Here is a 20,166-nt window from a genome sequence, read left to right as displayed (position 1 = left end):
GCCCGCGTCGACCCTCACCTCATGCGGTTATGCGGCGAGGATCGGAAAGCGAGCCGAATTACTCGGCACCGCCCTGCTCGTCCTGCTTGGCACGGAGCGCGTCCACGGTGCGGACGAGCTTCGAGGGAAGCGCCTGGAAGAGCTGTGCAGTCTGGGACTGCTTGCCCTTGAAGGCGCCCGCCAGCTTGGAGAGCAGAACCTCGCGGGACTCGAGGTCCGCGAGCTTCTTGAACTCGTCGGCGGTCATCGCCTTGCCATCAAGGACACCGCCCTTGATGACGAGATTCGGGTTGTCCTTGGAGAAGTCGCGCAGACCCTTCGCCGACTCCACCGGGTCACCGGTGACGAAGGCGACGGCCGTCGGACCAGCGAAGAGCTGGTCGTCGAGCGTGATCCCGGCCTCGTTGGCCGCAATCTTGGTCAGCGTGTTCTTCACCACGGCGTACTGGGCGTTCTCACCGAGCGACCGGCGCAGCGTCTTGAGCTGCGCCACGGTGAGACCGCGGTACTCGGTCAGCACAGCGGCGTTCGAGCTGCGGAACTTGTCCGTCAGCTCGGCAACCGCGGCAGCCTTTTCGGGCGTCGCCATAGAGCCTCGGCCTCCTTCCGGGTGATTCGGACCGCGCGGACCCGAAGGAGGACTGGGGAAAACGAAACGCCCCGGCGCAGGCGCACGGGGCGTGGCTCGACCTTTCGTCACGCACGAGGCGTGGACTCCAGGGAGCTCATCCACAGTCACCTGCGCGGGTCGTCCGCAGTTCAGCGGATCCTTCGGCCACCGTGTCTCTCACGAGCGCACGGCAACGACCAGCGGTCTTTGGCTTCTGGGGAAGCGTACGTGAATGGTGCGGTGTCAAGCAAATCCGGTCCGCGAGCCGGCGCGCGGACCCGCGCTCGGACCCGCGGGCGCCGCAGGAGCCGAGGGCTCAGACCCCGGAGCCGCTCTCCAGTGCCTCCAGCTCGGCCATCTCCTCCTCGAAAGCGGCCTCGTCGCCGGACATCTCGCCCAGCTTCTTGAGCATCTCGAAGAGGTCGAAGGTGTCCGCGGCCGGCGGCACCTCCACCTCGGCCTTGGCCCCGTAGTCGGAGAGCTTCATGCTCATGTCGACGTTGCCCTGGGGGGTGTCCATCCCGACGTCCATGCGGACCGGCAGGTCGTCGTCGTTGACCCAGACCTCGGTGTCGTAGCCCTTGATGCCGGACTTCTCGACGTTCTTCAGGAGCTGCTCGCGCTCCTTGGGCTCGAGCACGTCCAGGCTCTCGTTGCTCTCCATCATCTCCTTGACGGTGAGCGTGCCCTTGTAGTGCTGCGCCGTGACGCCGTCGACCTTCTCCTCGCCGACGCGCTTGAGGTTGGGTGACTCCAGGAGCAGGGCGAGCTGCTCGACCGGGCTCTGGTTCATGTTCTCCAGGCCGGAGAGCATCTCGCCCCCGGCCTCGGCGCCCGCGGACTCGGCGGCGGCCGCCAGGTCCATCTTCATCCAGCGCTTGCCGTCCATGTCCTTGGCGGCTGCCTCGCCCATGTCCATGTACATCACGTTGTCGCGCCAGACCATCCGGACCTGCTCCGGGGCGTCCGGCTCGGTGGCCAGCATGGAGCCCTTCATGGTCACGTCCATGACCGTCGGGTCCCAGCCCATGACGCCGGACATCGTGACGTCACCGCCACCGTCCAGGGCGGCCGGCATCGACATGGTCATTTCGACGTTGGCGGACTTGGCCTCGGACGTCTTCTCGTACGCCGCGGTCAGGACCTGCTGGACGGACCGGTCGGCGCCGGACGCCCCGTCCTTCTTCTCGGCACCGCAGCCGACGGCCCCGCCGGCAAGCACCAGCGCCGACACGCCGGCGAGCGCCACTCCACCCCGCCGCGAAGAGCGCGCGTACACAGAAAGCCTCATCGATTCCCCCCAAGGAAACGCGACGAACATATTGTTGAATCAGCAAACTCGTTGTGAGCCTAACCCACGGTTTCCATCGACTGCCTCACATTACCGACCCGCCCTTCCGTAGCAGCTCCGTGAAGTCGGCGGTGTCCGCGGCCGGCGGGCGCTCGGCGGAGACGGCGACGCCGTAGTCGCTGTAGTACGCGGTCTGGGTCAGCTCCCCGGTCTCCGTCCGGCCCCGCTCGACCTTCTTGACCAGCAGGTCCCGGTCGTCGACCCAGATGTCCACGGTCTGCCCGGTGGTGCCGCCCACCGTGCCGGACCAGTGCGTGGTGCGCCGACCGCGGGTCGTCTCCTCGCCGACCTCGCGTACGTCGTCGGAGGCCAGTAGCTGCTTCACCGCCTGGTGGGGCGTGGTGTTGCGCATCTGCTCCGCGAACCCGGCACCGGTGCCGTCGCCGAGATCCTCGAGGTCGGCGTAGACGTACTTGATCCAGTGTCTGCCGCCCACCCGGTCGGCGAACTCGTCGCCCATCCTGGCGTAGTAGGCGTCGGGCAGGTATCGGGCCTCCATGGCGGTGGTGCCGAGCCGGCGCATGGTCTCGGCGGTCGTGCCGCCCGTGTACGTGATCGTCAAGGTGCCGGTGAGGCCGTCGCGCCAGCCGAGGGTTCCGGCGGCGTCCAGGGACAGCTCGCGGCCCATGACGGTCGTGGACTCGACCCGCGCCGAACCCGCTCGCCCGGTGGCCCGCTCCACGGAACGCAGCGCCCGCGTCGACGGGCCGGCGTCGTCGGTGGACCCGTCGGTGGATCCGTCGGCGGAGGTGCAGGCGGTGACGCAGGCCAGCGCGGCCGTCACCGCGATCGAGACGACCGTACGGCGTGCCGTCGTGCCCGTCATGCGTCCCACCCCCGTGCGAGTCCCGTGCCCGCACGCTAACCCAGGCCACTGACACCCGTACGGGAAACGGAGCCAGGAAAAGGGGACGGGCCCCCACCTCGGAAGGTGCGGGGCCCGTGAACCGGTGGGCGAGCCGTTGGCTCAGACCGCGGCCGGGTCCTCCTCGACGAGGAGGTTGCGGGTGCGGTTGGAGTCGACCGGAATGCCGGGGCCCATCGTGGTGCTGATGGCGGCCTTCTTGATGTAGCGGCCCTTGGCGGCGGACGGCTTCAGACGGAGGATCTCCTCCAGCGCCGCGCCGTAGTTCTCCACCAGCTGGGTGTCGTCGAAGGACGACTTGCCGATGATGAAGTGCAGGTTCGAGTGCTTGTCGACGCGGAACTCGATCTTGCCGCCCTTGATCTCGGTCACGGCCTTGGCCACGTCCGGGGTCACGGTGCCGGTCTTCGGGTTCGGCATCAGACCACGCGGGCCGAGGACGCGGCCGAGGCGGCCGACCTTGCCCATGAGGTCCGGGGTGGCGACGACGGCGTCGAAGTCCAGACGGCCCTTCGCCACCTCGTCGATCAGTTCGTCGGAGCCGACGATGTCGGCGCCCGCGGCGGTCGCGGCCTCGGCACGGTCACCGGTCGCGAAGACCAGGACCCGGGCGGTCTTACCGGTGCCGTGCGGGAGGTTCACGGTGCCACGGACCATCTGGTCGGCCTTGCGCGGGTCGACACCCAGACGGAAGGCGACCTCGACGGTGCCGTCGAACTTGGTCGTGGAGGTCTCCTTGGCGAGACGGACGGCCTCGAGCGGGGCGTAGAGCTTGTCCCGGTCGATCTTGGCGTCCGCAGCGCGGAGAGACTTGCTGCGCTTGCTCACTACTGCTCCTGTTGGCTTCTGAGGAGTCGTGGTGCGGGCCGAGCAGGCCCTGCCACACTGTCCTGACCTTGCGGCTACCGCCGCATGGCTGGCTTACGGGGGTGGAGGTCAGCCCTCGACCGTGACGCCCATGGAACGCGCGGTACCGGCGATGATCTTCTCCGCCTGGTCCAGGTCGTTGGCGTTGAGGTCGGGCATCTTGGTGGTGGCGATCTCGCGGACCTGGTCACGCGTGATCTTCGCGACCTTGGTCTTGTGCGGCTCGCCGGAGCCCTTCTCCACGCCCGCGGCCTTGAGGATCATCTTCGCGGCCGGCGGCGTCTTGGTGATGAAGGTGAAGGAGCGGTCCTCGTAGACCGTGATCTCCACCGGGATGACCCAGCCACGCTGCGACTCGGTCGCGGCGTTGTAGGCCTTGCAGAACTCCATGATGTTGACGCCGTGCTGACCCAGCGCGGGGCCGACCGGCGGAGCCGGGTTCGCGGCACCGGCCTGGATCTGGAGCTTGATGAGCCCCGTGACCTTCTTCTTCTTGGGAGGCATAGCTCTCCGGGTCCTTTCGATTCGGGTCCTGCCGGCGTCCGGGGCGACCCGGACACAGGCATACCGCACAACGATAACGGGTATGGATGTGCGGCCAAAAACCGAGCAGGTCAGACCGGCTGCGTGAGCCCGTCTGACCTGTTCGGAAGCAGTACGTCCAGAGTGCGTCCAGAGAAGAACCGGTTCCGAACCGCTCGCTCTGAACTACTAGCTCTACTAGTTCTACTAGTTCTTCTGGATCTGGTCGAAGCTCAGCTCGACCGGAGTCTCGCGGCCGAAGATCTCGACGAGGCCCTTGACCTTCTTCGAGTCGGCGTTGATCTCGTTGATCGTGGCCTGCAGCGTCGCGAAGGGGCCGTCGGTGACGGTGACCGAGTCGCCGACCTCGAAGTCCAGCACCTGGACCTCGACCTTGCGCTGCGGGGCCGGCTTGCCCTCGGCCTCGGCGGCCTCGCGGGCGGCCTTCTCCTCGGCCTCGGGGGCGAGCATCTTGACGATCTCGTCCAGCGTCAGCGGGTACGGGTCGTAGGCGTTGCCGACGAAACCGGTGACGCCGGGGGTGTTGCGGACGACACCCCAGGACTCGTTGGTCAGGTCCATGCGCACGAGGACGTAGCCGGGCAGCTTGTTCTGCCGGATCGTCTTGCGGTCGCCGTTCTTGATCTGGACGACCTCTTCCTGCGGCACCTCGGCCTGGAAGATGTAGTCCTCGACGTTGAGCGAGACGGCGCGCTGCTCGAGGTTGGTCTTCACGCGGTTCTCGTAACCGGCGTAGGTGTGGATCACGTACCACTCGCCGGGGAGGACGCGCAGCTCCTGGCGGAGCTTCTCGATCGGGTCGAGCTCGGGCTCGGACTCCGCGGCCTCGGCGGTCTCCGCGTCGGCGTCCTCGGCCTCCGCGTCGTCGCCCGCCGGCTCGGCGGTCTCGTCCTTCGCCTCGGGACTCTCGTCCTCGTCCACGTCCGCGACGACCGCGTCGTCGGCAGCCTCGGCCTCGACGGAGGCCTCGGTGTCCTCGTTGTCGGCGCCCTCGACGGTGCCGGGCTCGTCCTCGACGGACTCGACCGGGTCGATGGCGTCGTTCACGTTCGGGTCAGACACTGTGGCTGCTTCTTCCTGGATACATAGGGGTGGAACACGCGAAAGGGGCGCCGGGTACCTCGGCGCCCTTCGCTTTCGAATCAGCCGAAGACGTACTTGGCGGCGTTACTGAAGCCATAGTCAATCAGAGTCACCAGGCCGATCATGATGACCACGAAGATGATCACCACGGTGGTGTACGTCGTCAGCTGGTTACGGCTCGGCCAGACAACCTTGCGCAGTTCCGCGACGATCTGGCGGTAGAAGAGAGCGAGGCGCTTGAGCGGACCCTTCTTGGCACGCTTGCCGCCCTTGCGCGACTTCTTCTTGGAGTCCGGCGCTTCGTCCTCGGCATCAGGCATGTCGATGGAGCCCACGGCGTCCGTCACTCGTCCTCACCTGATTCCGGGTCGTGGCCGTGCCGCGCCCGGTCTGAGCCGCACGGCGGTGCATTGCTGTACGTACATGCGCACACATCCTGGCGAAGGTGTGTGTAGCAGGGCCGGAGGGACTTGAACCCCCAACCGCTGGTTTTGGAGACCAGTGCTCTACCAATTGAGCTACGACCCTTTGTGTGTCCCCAACGTACCGCATTCGCCCGGGTGCTTGGTGTGCACCGAGTGAGCGCGGGCCGCTGAGGGCCAACGAGGTGAGAGTGTACGTGCTCAGGGCCCGGGCGTCGAACAGAAAGAACGCGTGGCAGTCCCTGCTGTGCCGTCCTGGCCGAAGATCGCCCTGGCGGCGGGGCGGATCCGGACTGTTGTTCAGGCCGTTCACCCCGTCCTGCCCATCGTCACTGCTCTGTCCAGCTTCCTGTCCGTTGCCCTGCACGCGGGTCGTCTCGCGGGTCGTCTCGCGGGTCGTCTCGCGGGTCGTCTCGTCCTGTTCAGTCCGTGAACCCTTGTGCCCGGGAAGTTGCCGGTCTGGAACGATGGGCCCATGAGCGCTGCAATCCCTCCCACCGAGCGCCGGGTCTCCGCCCGAGTCGGCGCGATCTCCGAGTCCGCCACCCTCGCCGTGGACGCCAAGGCCAAGGCCCTGAAGGCCGCCGGGCGTCCGGTGATCGGCTTCGGCGCCGGTGAGCCCGACTTTCCGACGCCGGACTACATCGTCGAGGCCGCGATCGAGGCCTGCAAGAACCCCAAGTTCCACCGGTACACGCCGGCCGGCGGCCTGCCCGAGCTGAAGGCCGCGATCGCCGCGAAGACGCTGCGCGACTCCGGCTACGAGGTCGACCCGTCCCAGATCCTGGTCACCAACGGCGGAAAGCAGGCCATCTACGAGGCGTTCGCCGCGATCCTCGACCCGGGCGACGAGGTCATCGTCCCGGCGCCGTACTGGACGACGTACCCGGAGTCGATCCGGCTGGCCGGCGGTGTCCCCGTCGAGGTCGTCGCCGATGAGACGACCGGCTACCGGGTGAGCGTGGAGCAGCTGGAGGCCGCGCGCACCGAGAAGACCAAGGTCGTCCTCTTCGTGTCGCCGTCGAACCCGACGGGCGCCGTGTACAGCGAGGCCGAGACCGAGGCGATCGGCCAGTGGGCCGTCGAGCACGGCCTGTGGGTCCTGACCGACGAGATCTACGAGCACCTCGTCTACGGCGACGCCGCCTCCGTGTCCATGCCGGCGCTGCTGCCCGAGCTTCGCGACAAGTGCGTCGTGGTCAACGGTGTCGCGAAGACGTACGCGATGACCGGCTGGCGGGTCGGGTGGGTCATCGGCCCGAAGGACGTCGTCAAGGCCGCGACGAACCTCCAGTCGCACGCCACGTCCAACGTGTCCAACGTGGCCCAGGCGGCGGCGCTGGCCGCGGTCTCCGGCGACCTGGACGCCGTGGCGAAGATGCGGGAGGCCTTCGACCGACGCCGCCGGACCATCGTGCGGATGCTCAACGAGATCGACGGCGTGCTGTGCCCGGAGCCGGAGGGTGCGTTCTACGCCTACCCGTCGGTCAAGGCTCTGCTCGGCAAGGAGATCCGCGGCAGGCGCCCGCAGGACACGGTCGAGCTGGCCGCGCTGATCCTGGAGGAGGCCGAGGTCGCTGTGGTGCCCGGCGAGGCGTTCGGCACGCCCGGGTATCTGCGGCTGTCGTACGCGCTCGGGGACGAGGACCTCGCCGAGGGCGTGAGCCGGATTCAGAAGCTGCTGGCGGAGGCCAGGGACTGACCCGTCACCCTTCAGCGGTTCTTCGGGCAGGGACCACACCGGAACGTCACGGTGTGGTCCCTGCTTCGTTTGTGCGAGCAAGACCACGTACGGGGAAAGTGCTGTCGGGCCGGGCGTGTCGTGCGGCAGGATCACGGAATGCAGCGCTCTACAGGGGGACACCCCCCGCACCCCCCACGTGTACGTGACGTCTCCGAACTGCCGAAGGCCCATCTCCACCTGCACTTCACCGGGTCGATGCGCCCTGCCACCCTGCTCGAACTGGCCGACAAGCACGGCGTGCGGCTGCCCGAGACGCTGACCGAGGCGCTGGGCCGCGGGGAGTCGCCGAAGCTGCGGGCGACGGACGAGCGGGGCTGGTTTCGCTTCCAGCGGCTGTACGACGCGGCGAGGTCGTGCCTCCAGGAGCCCGAGGACATCCAGCGCCTGGTACGGGAGGCCGCGGAGGAGGACCTGCGGGACGGCTCGGGGTGGCTGGAGATCCAGGTGGATCCGACGTCGTACGCGCCGCGGCTGGGCGGACTGATTCCAGCGCTGGAGATCATCCTGGACGCGGTGGAGACGACCGTCCGGGACACCGGGATCGGAATGCGGGTGCTGGTCGCCGCGAACCGGATGAAGCATCCGCTGGACGCGCGGACGCTGGCCCGTCTCGCGGTGCGGTACGCGGACCGGGGTGTGGTCGGGTTCGGGCTGTCCAACGACGAGCGGCGGGGCATGGCCCGGGACTTCGACCGGGCGTTCGCGATCGCGCGGGACGGAGGACTGCTGTCCGCGCCGCACGGGGGCGAGCTGACCGGGCCGCTGTCCGTGCGGGACTGCCTGGACGACCTGGAGGCCGACCGGATCGGCCACGGGGTGCGGGCGGCGGAGGATCCGCGGCTGCTGAAGCGGCTGGCGGACCGGCAGGTGACGTGCGAGGTGTGTCCGGCGTCGAACGTCGCCCTGGGCGTGTACGAGAAGCCGGAGGACGTGCCGCTTCGGACGCTGTTCGAGGCGGGAGTGCCGATGGCGCTGGGCGCGGACGACCCTCTGCTGTTCGGGTCCCGGCTGGCCGCCCAGTACGAGATCGCCCGGCAGGACCACGGGTTCACGGACGCGGAACTGGCGGAACTGGCGCGTCAGTCGGTGCGGGGATCGGCCGCCCCGGAGAACGTGAAGCGGAAGCTGCTGGCGGGCGTGGAGGACTGGATGGCGGCGTAGACCGCCGCTCCGGCGAAGAGATCCAGCGAAGAGAGCAGCGAAGAGAGCAGCGAGGACCAGCGAAACGACGAGTGGAGGGGTACGCGGCACTCGGCATGCGGCACGCACCGGGTCGTTTCACGCAGCCGCACTCATGCCGGGCACCGGTTCAGCAGATCGCCGCGAGCAGCGTCCTGGTCAGCCGCCGCGCGAAGTCGTCCACCGGCGGGCGCACGCCGCCGCGCGTCGCGTCGTACGCGAACGCCCGCTGCGCACAGGCGCCCAGCAGCAGCGACGCGGCGGCGAAGGTGTCCGCGCCGGCGCGGACGCGTCCTGCGGCCTGCTCGGCCCGCAGGTAGGCGTCGAGGCCCTCGATCGGCAGGTGCGGCCCGGTGCCCAGCTCCCGCATCGCGTCGTCGTGCCGTCGCTTGAGCTCCGTCTGGGCGTAGAGCGAGGCGGCGATCGGGAAGCTCTGCTCGTAGAAGAGCGCGGCCTGGCGGGCGATCTCCATGACGTTCTCTTCGACGGAGGCAGTGCCCGGCTCGGCGGCTAGGCCCCGGAGCAGGGGGGTCAGCCGCGGCAGCCGCTCGGAGAGGACGCGGATGAACAGCTCCTCCTTGCTCGCGAAGTGCTTGTACAGCGCGGCCTCGGAGCATGCGGCTCCCTTGGCGATCTCCTTGGTGGTGGCACGGGCGAGCCCGACGGTCAGCATCAGCTCGTGGGCGGCGTCCAGGATGCGCTCCCGGGCCGGCTTGTCGGACCGCATGACTGCTCCCGTCGGGGCTTGACTAGTGGGTGAGTACTTACTCACCCTAGAGGAGAGATGGGTGGGTGAGTACTCACCCACCCATTCACCCACCCATTCGCCCGCCCACCCATTCGGCTCACCCTTGCGAGCCCGCTCACCCAAGCGCTGCCAAGCCCCCGTGCGGAACGGAGTACGCCATGAAGCTCACCGTCTTCGGTGCCACCGGAGGTATCGGCCAGGAGGTCGTCCGACAGGCGCTCGACGCCGGACACCAGGTCACTGCCGTCGTACGTGATCCCGCGCGGTTGTCCGTGACCGGCGAGCGGCTGGAGGTGTTCCGCGCGGATCTGAGCGACCCGGTGGCGGTACGGCCGGCGGTGGCAGGGCGGGACGCCGTGCTGTCCGGGCTCGGCGCCCGCCACCGCGCCGACGCCGGGGTCGCGACGCGGCTGACCCGGACGGTGCTGGACGCGATGGAGGCGGAGGGTGTGCGCAGACTGCTGGTAGTCAGTGCCGCTCCGGTGGGGCCCGAGCCGCGGGGCGCCGGACTGCTGGACCGGGGTGTTCGCGGAGCCGTCTCCGCCGTACTCAAGGCCATCTACGACGATCTGCGCGCCATGGAGGCCGATGTGGCGCGCAGCGCCACCGACTGGACGGTCGTCCGGCCGCCGCGCCTGCAGGACAGGCCGGTCTCCGGCAGGTACCGGACGGAGGTCGGTGGCTTCCCGTCCAAGGGCCGTTTCGCAGGCCGCGCCGACGTGGCCCACGCGATGCTCGCGATGACCGAGGACGCGGGGACCGTGAAACAGGGCGTGGGCATCGCCTACTGACACCCACCCCGGGCTCCGGCTCCGGTGCGGAGTGGGAACGGCTTCGGCTTCGGCTTCGGCCTCGGTGCGAGGGTGGGAGCGCCCTCGGCCTCGGTGCGGGGGTGGGAACGGTTTCGGCTAGAGGCTGACGCCGATCGTCACCGGTTCGTTGACCAGCGTGATGCCGAAGGCATCACGGACACCGGCGACGACCTCGCGGGCCAGCGCGAGCAGATCCTCCGTGGTCGCCTCGCCGCGGTTGGTGAGGGCGAGGGTGTGCTTGGTGGAGATGCGGGCGGGCCCGGTGCCGTACCCCTTCGTGAAGCCGGCCTTGTCGATCAGCCAGGCCGCGGAGGTCTTCAGGCGTCCCTCGCCGGCCGGGAAGGCGGGCGGCTCGGTGCCGTCACCGAGTCGCTCGTCCACACGCGTGCGGAAGGCGGCGAACTCCTCGTCCGTGAGGATCGGGTTGGTGAAGAACGACCCGGCCGACCAGGTGTCGTGGTCCTCGGGGTCGAGGACCATGCCCTTGCCGGCGCGCAGCTTCAGCACGGTGTCGCGGGCCGCCGTGAGCGGTACCCGCCCGCCGGCCTCGACACCGAGGGCGCGGGCCGTCTCGGCGTAGCGCAGGGGGGCGGAGAGCCCGTCGGCGTTCTCCAGCTCGAAGCGGACGCGCAGGACGACGTACCGCTCGGGCTCGGCCTTGAAGCGGCTGTGCCGGTAGGAGAAGACGCAGTCGGCGTTGGTCAGGGTGACCGTCCCGCCGGCTCTGCGGTCGTACGCGATCACCTCGGTGATCGTCGAGGAGACCTCTTGGCCGTACGCGCCGACGTTCTGGATGGGCGTCGCGCCCGCCGAGCCGGGGATGCCGGCCAGGCACTCGACGCCGGCGAGTCCGGCCTCGACGGTACGGGCGACGGCGTCGGTCCAGATCTCACCGGCCGCCAGCTCCAGCGTCGTGCCGTCGAGGGAGAGGCCGCGCGTGGCGATGTGCAGGGCGGTGCCGTCGAAACCCTTGTCTCCGATGACCAGGTTGGATCCGCCGCCGATGAGCAGCAGGGGCGTGCCGGTGTCGTCGGCCTCGCGGACGGCGGCGATCACCTCGGCGTCGGTCGTGGCCGTGACCAGCCGGGTCGCCGGTCCGCCCAGCCGGAAGGTGGTCAGCGGGGCGAGGGGAGCGTCATGGAGTTCCTGCACGCGCCCAAGACTACGAGACGGCACCGACCGCCCCGGGCAGCGGGAACCTAGTGGGAGGCGCCATGGCCCGCCATGGTCGGTCAGGGAACGGCCCCGGCCACTTCGCCGCACTGGAGGGGGCGCCATCCGGTAAGGGTCGCCCGCTAGGGCGGACGCCCCTTACCGGATGCCCCGCCGACCGGCTACCGGAGCCAGGTCAGGCCAGTCGCACGACCGCCCGGGACATGCCGAGGACCTTCTGTCCGGCGCTGGTGGCCGTCAGGTCGACGCGGACGGTGTTGTCGTTGTCGTCGAGCTTGGCCGCGACCTTGCCGGTGACCTCGATCATGGCACCCTGGTCGTCGTTCGGGACGACGACGGGCCTGGTGAAGCGGACGCCGTACTCCACGACCGCGCCCGGATCTCCGATCCAGTCGGTCACCACGCGGATCGCCTCGGCCATGGTGAACATGCCGTGCGCGATGACGTCCGGCAGGCCGACCTCCTTGGCGAACTTCTCGTTCCAGTGGATCGGGTTGAAGTCGCCGGAGGCACCCGCGTACCGCACGAGAGTGGCGCGACTCACGGGAAAACTCCGCGCGGGCAGTTCGGTGCCGACCTCGACGTCGCCGTACGCGACCTTCGCCGTCGCGGGAGGCGTCGTGGCCGGTACCGCGGCCGGTACCGTGGAATGCGTCGTGGAATGCGTCATGGAATGCGTCATGGGATGACTCACGCCTCCTCGGCCGCGCGGGCCACGAGCTTGGTCCAGGCGGTCACGACGTGCTCGCCGGCCTCGTCGTGCACCTCGCCGCGGATGTCCAGGATGTCGTTGCCCGCCATCGACTTGATCGCCTCGATGGTGGAGGTGACCGTGAGCCGGTCACCGGCGCGCACCGGACGGGCGTAGGCGAACTTCTGGTCGCCGTGCACCACTCGGCTGTAGTCCAGGCCCAGCTGCGGGTCCTCGATGACCTGACCCGCCGCCTTGAACGTGATCGAGAACACGAAGGTCGGCGGAGCGATCACGTCCGGATGACCGAGCGCCTTCGCGGCCTCCGTGTCCGTGTACACCGGATTGGCGTCACCCACCGCCTCCGCGAACTCGCGGATCTTCTCCCGGCCCACCTCGTAGGGCGCGGTCGGCGGATAGGCCCGCCCCACGAACGACTGGTCGAGCGCCATGGGCTCGCAACCTCCTGCTGCTCTCCGGGCTGTGGGTGCCGCCTCTGGCACCGCTGACCAAAACGACACGAGGCCGCCCCCAAGCTTCGGGGACGGCCTCGTGTACGAGCCTGTTTTATCGCGTTTCGCGGTGCGCGGTGTGCGCCTTGCAACGCGGGCAGTGCTTCTTCATCTCCAGTCGGTCCGGGTTGTTACGCCGGTTCTTCTTGGTGATGTAGTTCCGCTCCTTGCACTCCACGCAGGCCAGCGTGATCTTCGGGCGGACGTCGGTGGCAGCCACGTGAGTGCACTCCTTGACGAACGGATTGATGATGTCAACGCAGAAAAGAGTAGCCGATTGAAGGACCGACCCCGCAATCGGCTACTGAAAGTAGCGGTGACCGGACTTGAACCGGTGACACAGCGATTATGAGCCGCTTGCTCTACCGACTGAGCTACACCGCTGTGATGCGATCGGGCCCCGCCTTACGACGGGAACCTCTCACACCAGAGCCCCAAAACGGAATCGAACCGTTGACCTTCTCCTTACCATGGAGACGCTCTGCCGACTGAGCTATTGGGGCGAGCGATGAAGACATTACACGGTCGCCCGCCGTTCGCCCAAATCCGTTTCGCCGCCCCTGCCCCATCCCGTCCCCATCCCTGCCTCACGCCTGCCCCACACCCGGGCGGACCTCCGTCATGGCGGCCGGACCGCACCGGTACGACTATTGCGCTCCTCCGCGCCACGGGCAGGTCACCGTCCTAGGCTCGACTCACTCTGCGTGATCTTGCGTCCCCACTGCGCAGCCCCGAGCCCAGAGGAGCGCGATGCCCGACAGCCAGCCGCAGCCGCCCCACTCGCCCTCTCCCTCGGGCCCCGCCGACCGCGGCAAGCTCCTGCTGTCCGGGGCGCGGCTCACCGACGGCCGGACCGTGGACGTACGGCTGCACGGCAGGCGTATCGAGGCGGTCGGCACGGCCGGCAGCCTGACGGCGGCGCGAACGCCCGGCTCCGGCACCCGCGTGGACCTCACCGGCTACCTGCTCCTCCCCGCCCCCGCCGAACCCCACGTCCACGGCGACACGGCACTGACGGCCGACACCCCCGGGCCCGTCTCCTACGACCCCCTGGACGTCCAGCGCCGGGCCACCGAGGCCGTCCTGCTCCAGCTGGGACACGGGGCGACCGCGCTACGGGCGCACGTGCGCGTGGGCGACGTTCCGGGGCTGGGCGCGCTGACCGCCGTACTGCGGGCGCGGCGGTCGCTGCGCGGGCTGGCCGAGCTGACGGCGGTGGCCATGCCCAGGGTGCTGACCGGGGTGGCCGGGGCCGACGGGCTGGCGATGCTTCGGGAGGCGGTCAAGATGGGCGCCGAGGTGGTGGGCGGCTGTCCGGACCTGGACCCCGATCCGACGGGGTACACCGAGGCGGTCCTCGAGGTCGCCGCCGAACACGGCTGCCCGGTCGACCTGCACACGGACGCCGCCGACCCGGCTCGGCTGGCCCGGCTGGCGGCGATGGCGGGCGGGCTGCGCCCCGGAGTGACCCTCGGCCCCTGCGACGGCCTTGGCCGGCTGCCCGCCGACGCGGCGTCCCGGGCCGCGGACCAGCTCGCGTCGGCGGGAGTGACGGTGGTGTGCCTGCCCCAGGGCGCCTGCGGCGCGGTCGACCACCGCGACGGCACGGCTCCGGTACGGCTGCTGCGGGCAGCCGGCGTGCGCGTCGCCGCCGGGAGCGGTGCGCTTCGGGACGTGTCCAACCCCGTCGGGCGCGGTGACCCCCTGGAGGCCGCGTACCTGCTGGCCTCACGCCACGGGCTGCGCCCCGAGGACGCGTACGACGCGGTGAGCGCGGCGCCGCGAGCGGCCCTGGGCCTGCCCGAGGTGCGGGTGGAGGCGGGCTTCCCGGCCGAACTCCTCGCGGTACGCGGGGACCGGCTGGCGGGGGCGCTTTCCCTGGCATACAGCCGGATCGTGGTGCACCGGGGGCGGGTGGTGGCACGGACCAGCGCGGTACGGGAGTACGGCGACTCTACGACCGGGAAGGACCTGGGGCTGCCTCGTCAGGGGCGCGGGGCGCGCAAGGGGCCGTCAGGACCCGGGGAAGCGTCCTGACGGGGGCGGGAGGCGCGGCGTTGACAGGGGGCCGTGGCCGCGTGGGCCCGGAGCCGGTGGGCCCGAGGCCGCCCCTACTGTGGCCCTGCGTGGCCCTGTCGGTCCCTGTCGGTCCCTGTGAGTCCCCGTGTGTCGCCCGATAAGGCTGCGGGACCGGTGAGAGCCCATACTGCACCGGACAGAACCCTGCGGATACGGCCGAAGCCGTGCGGCGAGGGCGGTCGTCGGGGCGTACGGTCGAAGGCATGCGCATTGTCATCGCTGGTGGTCATGGTCAGATCGCGCTGCGGTTGGAGCGGTTGCTCGCCGCGCGCGGTGACGAGGTGGCGGGAATCATCCGCAAGGCGGAGCAGGCCGAGGATCTGCGTGCGGCCGGTGCCGAACCGGTCGTGCTCGACCTGGAGTCGGCCTCGGTGGAGGAGGTCGCGGAACGGCTGCGGGGCGCTGACGCGGCGGTCTTCGCGGCGGGTGCGGGCCCCGGGAGCGGAGCGGCCCGCAAGGACACGGTGGACAAGGCGGCGGCGGTCCTCTTCGCGGACGCGGCGGTCCGGGCGGGCGTCAGGCGCTTCGTGGTCGTGTCCTCCATGGGTGCCGATCCGCATCACGAGGGAGACGAGATCTTCGACGTCTACCAGCGTGCCAAGGGCGAGGCCGACGCATACGTACGCACCCTGGACGGGCTGGACTGGACGATCCTGCGCCCCGGCGCGCTGACGGACGATGCCGGCACCGGCCTCGTCCGCCTGGAGGCACACACCGGCCGCGGCCCGGTCCCGCGCGACGACGTGGCCGCCGTACTGGCGGAACTGGTCGACACCCCGGCCACGAGCGGCCTGACCCTGGAGCTGATCAGCGGTTCGGCGCCCGTGTCGGTGGCGGTGAAGTCGGTGGCCGGGAACTGAGGACACGGGACGCGGACGCCTGAGCATACGGTCAGAACAGGGGCAGCTGCCCGGGGAAGTCCGGGACGGCGTACCCGTCCAGGGAGGGCTGCACCGCACCGAGTTGCGCCGTCCGACGCGACCCCGGGCAGGAGACGAGTTCGCCACTCCCCCGCGCGCCGGACGGGTCGTGACGCGCGTACCGCCCCGCGACGACGGCGATCTCACGACGGCACTCGGGGCATGTTCTGCGACGGGAGGACGAGACCATGACACCAGTCTGCCCGGAGCGCGAGCACCCTTTCGGAGCAACACATGACGAAGGGCCCCGTGACCTGCTTGAACAGCAGGTCACGGGGCCCTTCGTTCCCGTGTGGCGGCGCCAGGATTCGAACCTGGGAAGGCTGAGCCGGCAGATTTACAGTCTGCTCCCTTTGGCCGCTCGGGCACACCGCCGGGGTTCGCTGCCCTTCGAACCGCCTTTCGGCGGTGCTCCGTGGCAACGACGTAAACAATACCTGATGTGTGGGGGTGCTTCGCCACCTGATTGATCGCCGCTCGGGGGCGGCGGGTGGCTAGGCTTGTCCGGATGCGGCCGAGAGCGCCTACCGGGCTCGGCGGCCGCCGATGTATGCCGGTACGGACCCGATTCGCGGCCCGACACGCCCCCAGATACAAGGAGCCACAGGACATGGCCGACTCCAGTTTCGACATCGTCTCGAAGGTCGAGCGGCAGGAGGTCGACAACGCCCTCAACCAGGCCGCCAAGGAGATCTCGCAGCGCTACGACTTCAAGGGCGTGGGCGCCTCGATCTCCTGGTCCGGGGAGAAGATCCTCATGGAGGCCAACTCCGAGGACCGGGTGAGCGCTGTCCTCGACGTCTTCCAGTCCAAGCTGATCAAGCGCGGCATCTCGCTGAAGGCTCTGGACGCGGGCGAGCCCCAGCTCTCCGGCAAGGAGTACAAGATCTTCGCGTCGATCGAGGAGGGCATTTCCCAGGACAACGCGAAGAAGGTGGCCAAGCTCATCCGCGACGAGGGCCCCAAGGGCGTGAAGGCCCAGGTCCAGGGCGAGGAGCTGCGGGTCAGCTCCAAGAACCGGGACGACCTGCAGGCCGTGATCGCCCTGCTGAAGGGCCAGGACTTCGACTTCGCGCTGCAGTTCGTGAACTACCGGTGATCTGTTGACCCGGCGGCGCGGCAACGCGCGCCCTGCCGCGGTATGAGGGAGGAGGGCGGGCACCCGACGGTGCCCGCCCTCCTCCCTCGTCCGACGTCTCGTCGGTCGTTACGTCTCCCGCCGGCCGACCGCGGTCCCGCGCGTTCAGTCGCGCGAGTTGCCGAACAGAAGCCGGTAGGCGACCAGAAGTACCAGGGAACCGCCGATCGCCGCCGCCCAGGTGGCACCGTCGTAAAAGTCCTTGCTGATCGGGTGGTCCAGCCAGCGGGCCGATATCCAGCCGCCGAGGGACGCGCCCACTATGCCGATGAGGGTCGTGCCGATGAGCCCTCCCGGGTCGCGGCCCGGCAGCAGGAACTTGGCGATGGCTCCGGCCAACAGTCCGAGGATGATCCAGCTGATGACGGTCATGCCGTGACCCTGCCCTTTCTCACTGCGCCTGCGCTGTCCCAGTCGTGTGGGCTCGCTCCTCCGCGCGTGTTCATTTGCTCTTGGTGGGGAGGACGTTCCGAGGGCTTCCGGTGGTTGCGCCGATCAGTAGGGTGCGACGCATGACACCTGCGGGTTCGGAGCTGCGGCGCACCCTCGGCGTGGGCGACGCCGTGGTCGTGGGGCTCGGTTCGATGATCGGTGCCGGGATCTTCGCGGCCCTGGCGCCCGCGGCCCGCGCGGCCGGGTCGGGGCTGCTGCTCGGCCTCGCCCTGGCCGCTGTCGTCGCCTACTGCAACGCCACGTCGTCGGCACGGCTGGCGGCCCGGTATCCGGCTTCGGGAGGGACGTACGTCTACGGGCGCGAGCGGCTCGGGGAATTCTGGGGGTATCTCGCGGGCTGGTCGTTCGTCGTCGGGAAGACGGCCTCCTGTGCTGCCATGGCACTCACCGTGGGGGCGTACGTCTGGCCGGAGCAGGCGCACGTGGTGGCGGTCGCGGCCGTGGCGGCGCTGACCGCGGTGAACTACGGCGGGATTCAGAAGTCCGCCTGGCTGACGCGGACGATCGTGGCGATCGTCCTGACCGTCCTCGCTGCCGTGGTGGCGGTCTGCCTGGGATCGGGCCGTTCCGACGCCGGACGGCTGGACATCGGGCTGTCGGGCGGCGTCGGCGGGGTCCTGCAGGCGGCCGGACTGCTGTTCTTCGCCTTCGCCGGGTACGCGCGCATCGCGACCCTCGGCGAGGAGGTCCGCGACCCGGAGCGCACCATTCCGCGCGCGGTCCCGCTGGCCCTGGGCATCACGCTGGCGGTGTACGGGTGTGTCGCGGTGGCTGTCCTTTCGGTGCTGGGCCCGGACGGTCTGGGGCAGGCGACGGCGCCACTGGCCGACGCGGTACGGGCAGCAGGCGTGCCAGGGCTGGCGCCGGCGGTGCGGGTGGGCGCCGCTCTGGCCGCGCTCGGGTCACTGCTGGCGCTGATCCTGGGCGTTTCACGGACCACGCTGGCCATGGCCCGGGACGGTCACCTGCCCGGAGCGCTGGCCGCGGTGCACCCGCGTTTCCAGGTGCCGCACCGGGCGGAGGTGGCCGTGGGCGCGGTGGTCGCGGTCCTGGCCGCCACCGTGGACGTGCGGGGCGCGATCGGGTTCTCGTCCTTCGGCGTGCTGGCGTACTACGCCGTGGCCAACGCGTCGGCCTGGACGCTGAGCCCGTCGAGGACGGCACGGGTAGTACCCGCGCTGGGTCTGATGGGGTGCGGGGTGCTCGCGTTCTCCCTGCCGGTGGTTTCGGTGGTGGTGGGCGCGGGTGTGCTGGCGGTGGGTGTGGTGGCGTACGCGGTGCGGGTGCGGAGACGGGTGCGGGAGCGGCGGGCTCCTCGGTAGGCGGGGGGGAAACCTCGCGGTCGGTGCTCCCGGACCTCGGGTCGGCCAGGCGTCCTCGGACGGGGCAGCGCGCGTCCACAGGCCGACGCTTACGCAGGTCGGGCCGTCCGCAGGCCAAGCGCGACCTCAGGGTCCGGCCCGTCCACAGGTCAAGCGCGACCTCAGGGTCCGGCCCGTCCACAGGTCAAGCGCGCCCTCAGGTCGGGCGCGTCCAAAGGACCAGGCGCGTTCGCGAGAAGAGCAGCTCCTACCAGCCGGTCCGCTGTGTGGGGCCGGTGGCCGTGAACGGCCGGTCCGTCCGCACGATCTCGCGGCCCATCGGGAGCAGTGAGACGGGGATCAGCTTGAAGTTGGCGATGCCGAGCGGGATTCCGATGATCGTGACGCACAGCGCGATGCCGGTGACGATGTGACCGATGGCCAGCCACCAGCCCGCGAGGACCAGCCACAGCACGTTGCCGATACAGGAGGGCGCCCCCGCGTCGCGGCGTTCGACCGCCGTGTATCCGAAGGGCCACAGCGCGTAGACACCGATGCGGAAAGCCGCTATGCCGAACGGGATTCCGATGATCGTGATGCAGAGCAGCGCGCCGGCGACCAGGTAGCCGAGGAACAGCCAGAAGCCGCTGAGCACGAGCCATATGACGTTGAGGATGGTCTTCACTGGTGACGACCTGCCATCTTTTCGAGTCGGGCGATTCGCTCCGCCATCGGCGGGTGGGTGGAGAACATCTTCGAGAGCCCTTGTCCCGGGCGGAACGGGTTGGCGATCATCATGTGACTGGCGGTCTCGATCCGGGGCTCCGGGGGCAGCGGAAGCTGCTTCGTGCCGAGCTCGAGTTTGCGCAGGGCGCCGGCGAGGGCGATCGGGTCGCCGGTGAGCTGGGCGCCGGAGGCGTCGGCGTCGTACTCCCTGGAGCGGCTGATCGCCAGCTGGATGAGGGTGGCGGCGAGCGGACCGAGAATCATGATGAGGAGCATGCCCAGCAGACCTGGTCCGTCATCGTCATTGGACCGTCCAATGGGGATCAGCCAGGCGAAGTTGACCAGGAACATGATCACGGAGGCGAGGGCACCGGCGACGGACGAGATGAGGATGTCGCGGTTGTAGACGTGGCTGAGCTCGTGTCCGATGACGCCGCGGAGCTCACGCTCGTCGAGCAGGCGCATGATGCCCTCGGTGCAGCACACGGCCGCGTTGCGCGGGTTGCGGCCGGTCGCGAAGGCGTTCGGCGCCTCCGTCGGCGAGATGTACAGGCGGGGCATGGGCTGGCGGGCCTGGGTCGAGAGCTCGCGCACCATGCGGTACAGCGCCGGCGCCTCGAACTCGCTGACCGGGCGGGCGCGCATCGCCCGCAGCGCGAGCTTGTCGCTGTTCCAGTACGCGTACGCGTTCGTTCCCAGGGCGACGAGGACGGCGACGACGAGCCCCGCTCGGCCGAAGAAACTGCCGATGACAATGATGAGCGCGGACAGTCCCCCGAGGAGTACTGCGGTCCTGAGCCCGTTGTGCCGGCGGTGCACGGTACGCCCTCCAAGTGGTGCAGCAGGGGAACCCTTTGCTTGCTGGTGTCGCTCGCTGTGGTTGCTTCCTGGTCTGTGATGCCACCGGTGTCGTGGCATCACGTCCAGTGGACCCTTCCGTACTGGTCAA

The 20,166-nt window shown here is 69.7% G+C and carries 23 protein-coding genes and 4 tRNA genes; 7 read left to right on the top strand and 20 right to left on the bottom strand.

Annotated features, from left to right (window positions below; genetic code table 11):
- Nucleotides 1-58: 58 nt before the first annotated feature.
- The 8 genes from rplJ to ABEA26_RS18030 all read right to left on the bottom strand — a co-directional run bounded on the left by rplJ (nucleotide 59) and on the right by ABEA26_RS18030 (nucleotide 5,847).
- Complete coding sequence (rplJ, locus tag ABEA26_RS18065) at nucleotides 59-589, bottom strand: 50S ribosomal protein L10 (RefSeq protein ID WP_345593526.1); 531 nt, start codon at nucleotides 587-589, stop codon at nucleotides 59-61.
- A gap of 337 nt (nucleotides 590-926) precedes the next feature.
- Nucleotides 927-1,901 carry an SCO4651 family lipoprotein gene (locus tag ABEA26_RS18060; RefSeq protein ID WP_345593525.1) on the bottom strand — a complete coding sequence of 325 codons (975 nt, stop codon included), beginning with the start codon at nucleotides 1,899-1,901 and terminating at the stop codon, nucleotides 927-929.
- A gap of 85 nt (nucleotides 1,902-1,986) precedes the next feature.
- Entirely contained in the window at nucleotides 1,987-2,787 is an 801-nt protein-coding gene (locus tag ABEA26_RS18055; RefSeq protein ID WP_345593523.1) for an SCO4651 family lipoprotein, read from the bottom strand.
- Between the two features lie 141 nt (nucleotides 2,788-2,928).
- Nucleotides 2,929-3,654: a 50S ribosomal protein L1 gene (rplA, locus tag ABEA26_RS18050; RefSeq protein ID WP_345593521.1), complete on the bottom strand. Its 726-nt coding sequence runs from the start codon at nucleotides 3,652-3,654 to the stop codon at nucleotides 2,929-2,931.
- A gap of 108 nt (nucleotides 3,655-3,762) precedes the next feature.
- Nucleotides 3,763-4,197 (bottom strand): 50S ribosomal protein L11, encoded by a 435-nt coding sequence (rplK, locus tag ABEA26_RS18045; RefSeq protein ID WP_003974315.1) that lies wholly within the window; start codon nucleotides 4,195-4,197, stop codon nucleotides 3,763-3,765.
- 225 nt (nucleotides 4,198-4,422) lie between these two features.
- Complete coding sequence (nusG, locus tag ABEA26_RS18040; RefSeq protein WP_345593520.1) at nucleotides 4,423-5,298, bottom strand: transcription termination/antitermination protein NusG; 876 nt, start codon at nucleotides 5,296-5,298, stop codon at nucleotides 4,423-4,425.
- Between the two features lie 80 nt (nucleotides 5,299-5,378).
- Nucleotides 5,379-5,666: a preprotein translocase subunit SecE gene (gene secE / locus ABEA26_RS18035; protein WP_279565425.1), complete on the bottom strand. Its 288-nt coding sequence runs from the start codon at nucleotides 5,664-5,666 to the stop codon at nucleotides 5,379-5,381.
- Between the two features lie 108 nt (nucleotides 5,667-5,774).
- Nucleotides 5,775-5,847 (bottom strand) — tRNA-Trp (locus ABEA26_RS18030).
- Between the two features lie 369 nt (nucleotides 5,848-6,216).
- On the opposite strand from ABEA26_RS18030, the gene ABEA26_RS18025 reads away from it, so the two are divergent.
- Both ABEA26_RS18025 and ABEA26_RS18020 read left to right on the top strand, forming a co-directional pair.
- Complete coding sequence (locus ABEA26_RS18025) at nucleotides 6,217-7,443, top strand: pyridoxal phosphate-dependent aminotransferase (RefSeq protein ID WP_345593517.1); 1,227 nt, start codon at nucleotides 6,217-6,219, stop codon at nucleotides 7,441-7,443.
- 138 nt (nucleotides 7,444-7,581) lie between these two features.
- A complete protein-coding gene (locus ABEA26_RS18020) occupies nucleotides 7,582-8,646 on the top strand; it encodes an adenosine deaminase (protein WP_345593514.1) in 1,065 nt (354 codons plus the stop codon).
- A 148-nt stretch (nucleotides 8,647-8,794) separates the two neighbouring features.
- On the opposite strand, the gene ABEA26_RS18015 is transcribed toward ABEA26_RS18020, so the two are convergent.
- A complete protein-coding gene (locus ABEA26_RS18015) occupies nucleotides 8,795-9,391 on the bottom strand; it encodes a TetR/AcrR family transcriptional regulator (RefSeq protein WP_345593512.1) in 597 nt (198 codons plus the stop codon).
- A 179-nt stretch (nucleotides 9,392-9,570) separates the two neighbouring features.
- Between ABEA26_RS18015 and ABEA26_RS18010 the strand changes: the two genes are divergently transcribed.
- A complete protein-coding gene (locus tag ABEA26_RS18010) occupies nucleotides 9,571-10,203 on the top strand; it encodes an NAD(P)-dependent oxidoreductase (RefSeq protein ID WP_345593511.1) in 633 nt (210 codons plus the stop codon).
- 117 nt (nucleotides 10,204-10,320) lie between these two features.
- Here ABEA26_RS18010 and ABEA26_RS18005 read toward each other — a convergent pair whose 3' ends face one another.
- The 6 genes from ABEA26_RS18005 to ABEA26_RS17980 form a co-directional block, all read right to left on the bottom strand.
- Nucleotides 10,321-11,376, bottom strand: coding sequence for a UDP-N-acetylmuramate dehydrogenase (locus tag ABEA26_RS18005; RefSeq protein ID WP_345593509.1), 1,056 nt, complete (start codon nucleotides 11,374-11,376; stop codon nucleotides 10,321-10,323).
- A gap of 196 nt (nucleotides 11,377-11,572) precedes the next feature.
- Nucleotides 11,573-12,067, bottom strand: coding sequence for a MaoC family dehydratase (locus ABEA26_RS18000; protein WP_345593507.1), 495 nt, complete (start codon nucleotides 12,065-12,067; stop codon nucleotides 11,573-11,575).
- Nucleotides 12,068-12,087: 20 nt separating this feature from the next.
- Complete coding sequence (locus ABEA26_RS17995) at nucleotides 12,088-12,540, bottom strand: FAS1-like dehydratase domain-containing protein (RefSeq protein WP_345593505.1); 453 nt, start codon at nucleotides 12,538-12,540, stop codon at nucleotides 12,088-12,090.
- 115 nt (nucleotides 12,541-12,655) lie between these two features.
- The gene (gene rpmG / locus ABEA26_RS17990) at nucleotides 12,656-12,820 is read right to left on the bottom strand and encodes a 50S ribosomal protein L33 (protein ID WP_006347275.1); all 165 of its coding nucleotides are present in this window, start codon (nucleotides 12,818-12,820) and stop codon (nucleotides 12,656-12,658) included.
- A gap of 91 nt (nucleotides 12,821-12,911) precedes the next feature.
- Nucleotides 12,912-12,984 (bottom strand) — tRNA-Met (locus tag ABEA26_RS17985).
- Between the two features lie 46 nt (nucleotides 12,985-13,030).
- Nucleotides 13,031-13,103: transfer RNA gene (locus ABEA26_RS17980), tRNA-Thr, on the bottom strand.
- Between the two features lie 247 nt (nucleotides 13,104-13,350).
- On the opposite strand from ABEA26_RS17980, the gene ABEA26_RS17975 reads away from it, so the two are divergent.
- Entirely contained in the window at nucleotides 13,351-14,637 is a 1,287-nt protein-coding gene (locus ABEA26_RS17975; RefSeq protein WP_345593501.1) for an amidohydrolase family protein, read from the top strand.
- A 245-nt stretch (nucleotides 14,638-14,882) separates the two neighbouring features.
- Nucleotides 14,883-15,539 carry an SDR family oxidoreductase gene (locus ABEA26_RS17970; RefSeq protein ID WP_345593499.1) on the top strand — a complete coding sequence of 219 codons (657 nt, stop codon included), beginning with the start codon at nucleotides 14,883-14,885 and terminating at the stop codon, nucleotides 15,537-15,539.
- A gap of 31 nt (nucleotides 15,540-15,570) precedes the next feature.
- On the opposite strand, the gene ABEA26_RS17965 is transcribed toward ABEA26_RS17970, so the two are convergent.
- Nucleotides 15,571-15,789: a hypothetical protein gene (locus ABEA26_RS17965; protein ID WP_345593497.1), complete on the bottom strand. Its 219-nt coding sequence runs from the start codon at nucleotides 15,787-15,789 to the stop codon at nucleotides 15,571-15,573.
- 103 nt (nucleotides 15,790-15,892) lie between these two features.
- Nucleotides 15,893-15,974 (bottom strand) — tRNA-Tyr (locus ABEA26_RS17960).
- A 235-nt stretch (nucleotides 15,975-16,209) separates the two neighbouring features.
- Between ABEA26_RS17960 and ABEA26_RS17955 the strand changes: the two genes are divergently transcribed.
- A complete protein-coding gene (locus ABEA26_RS17955) occupies nucleotides 16,210-16,698 on the top strand; it encodes a YajQ family cyclic di-GMP-binding protein (protein ID WP_345593495.1) in 489 nt (162 codons plus the stop codon).
- 144 nt (nucleotides 16,699-16,842) lie between these two features.
- On the opposite strand, the gene ABEA26_RS17950 is transcribed toward ABEA26_RS17955, so the two are convergent.
- Nucleotides 16,843-17,109 (bottom strand): GlsB/YeaQ/YmgE family stress response membrane protein, encoded by a 267-nt coding sequence (locus ABEA26_RS17950; RefSeq protein ID WP_345593494.1) that lies wholly within the window; start codon nucleotides 17,107-17,109, stop codon nucleotides 16,843-16,845.
- 140 nt (nucleotides 17,110-17,249) lie between these two features.
- Between ABEA26_RS17950 and ABEA26_RS17945 the strand changes: the two genes are divergently transcribed.
- On the top strand, nucleotides 17,250-18,512 hold the full coding sequence (locus ABEA26_RS17945; protein ID WP_345593493.1) for an APC family permease: 1,263 nt from the start codon (nucleotides 17,250-17,252) through the stop codon (nucleotides 18,510-18,512).
- A gap of 247 nt (nucleotides 18,513-18,759) precedes the next feature.
- Here the strand turns inward: ABEA26_RS17945 and ABEA26_RS17940 are convergent, their stop codons facing one another.
- Both ABEA26_RS17940 and htpX read right to left on the bottom strand, forming a co-directional pair.
- Nucleotides 18,760-19,176, bottom strand: a complete 417-nt coding sequence (locus ABEA26_RS17940; protein ID WP_345593491.1) for a YccF domain-containing protein — start codon at nucleotides 19,174-19,176, stop codon at nucleotides 18,760-18,762.
- Nucleotides 19,173-20,036: a zinc metalloprotease HtpX gene (gene htpX / locus ABEA26_RS17935; RefSeq protein ID WP_345593489.1), complete on the bottom strand. Its 864-nt coding sequence runs from the start codon at nucleotides 20,034-20,036 to the stop codon at nucleotides 19,173-19,175. The genes ABEA26_RS17940 and htpX overlap by 4 nt, the downstream gene beginning before the upstream one ends.
- Nucleotides 20,037-20,166 lie beyond the last annotated feature (130 nt).

It is taken from the genome of Streptomyces marokkonensis, from assembly GCF_039539045.1.
GTDB lineage: Bacteria > Actinomycetota > Actinomycetes > Streptomycetales > Streptomycetaceae > Streptomyces > Streptomyces marokkonensis.
The sequence above is the reverse complement of the archived record's forward strand: the minus strand, read 5'-3'. Positions and strand labels throughout refer to the sequence as shown.

What these genes read in the sequence shown, in the direction of transcription:
- rplJ (WP_345593526.1), bottom strand. Translation starts at nt 589, where the DNA reads ATGGCGACGCCCGAAAAGGCTGCCGCGGTTGCCGAGCTGACGGACAAG.
- ABEA26_RS18060 (WP_345593525.1), bottom strand. Translation starts at nt 1,901, where the DNA reads ATGAGGCTTTCTGTGTACGCGCGCTCTTCGCGGCGGGGTGGAGTGGCG.
- ABEA26_RS18055 (WP_345593523.1), bottom strand. Translation starts at nt 2,787, where the DNA reads ATGACGGGCACGACGGCACGCCGTACGGTCGTCTCGATCGCGGTGACG.
- rplK (WP_003974315.1), bottom strand. Translation starts at nt 4,197, where the DNA reads ATGCCTCCCAAGAAGAAGAAGGTCACGGGGCTCATCAAGCTCCAGATC.
- ABEA26_RS18025 (WP_345593517.1), top strand. Translation starts at nt 6,217, where the DNA reads ATGAGCGCTGCAATCCCTCCCACCGAGCGCCGGGTCTCCGCCCGAGTC.
- ABEA26_RS18020 (WP_345593514.1), top strand. Translation starts at nt 7,582, where the DNA reads ATGCAGCGCTCTACAGGGGGACACCCCCCGCACCCCCCACGTGTACGT.
- ABEA26_RS18015 (WP_345593512.1), bottom strand. Translation starts at nt 9,391, where the DNA reads ATGCGGTCCGACAAGCCGGCCCGGGAGCGCATCCTGGACGCCGCCCAC.
- ABEA26_RS18010 (WP_345593511.1), top strand. Translation starts at nt 9,571, where the DNA reads ATGAAGCTCACCGTCTTCGGTGCCACCGGAGGTATCGGCCAGGAGGTC.
- ABEA26_RS18000 (WP_345593507.1), bottom strand. Translation starts at nt 12,067, where the DNA reads ATGACGCATTCCACGACGCATTCCACGGTACCGGCCGCGGTACCGGCC.
- ABEA26_RS17995 (WP_345593505.1), bottom strand. Translation starts at nt 12,540, where the DNA reads ATGGCGCTCGACCAGTCGTTCGTGGGGCGGGCCTATCCGCCGACCGCG.
- ABEA26_RS17975 (WP_345593501.1), top strand. Translation starts at nt 13,351, where the DNA reads ATGCCCGACAGCCAGCCGCAGCCGCCCCACTCGCCCTCTCCCTCGGGC.
- ABEA26_RS17970 (WP_345593499.1), top strand. Translation starts at nt 14,883, where the DNA reads ATGCGCATTGTCATCGCTGGTGGTCATGGTCAGATCGCGCTGCGGTTG.
- ABEA26_RS17965 (WP_345593497.1), bottom strand. Translation starts at nt 15,789, where the DNA reads ATGGTCTCGTCCTCCCGTCGCAGAACATGCCCCGAGTGCCGTCGTGAG.
- ABEA26_RS17955 (WP_345593495.1), top strand. Translation starts at nt 16,210, where the DNA reads ATGGCCGACTCCAGTTTCGACATCGTCTCGAAGGTCGAGCGGCAGGAG.
- ABEA26_RS17950 (WP_345593494.1), bottom strand. Translation starts at nt 17,109, where the DNA reads ATGACCGTCATCAGCTGGATCATCCTCGGACTGTTGGCCGGAGCCATC.
- ABEA26_RS17945 (WP_345593493.1), top strand. Translation starts at nt 17,250, where the DNA reads ATGACACCTGCGGGTTCGGAGCTGCGGCGCACCCTCGGCGTGGGCGAC.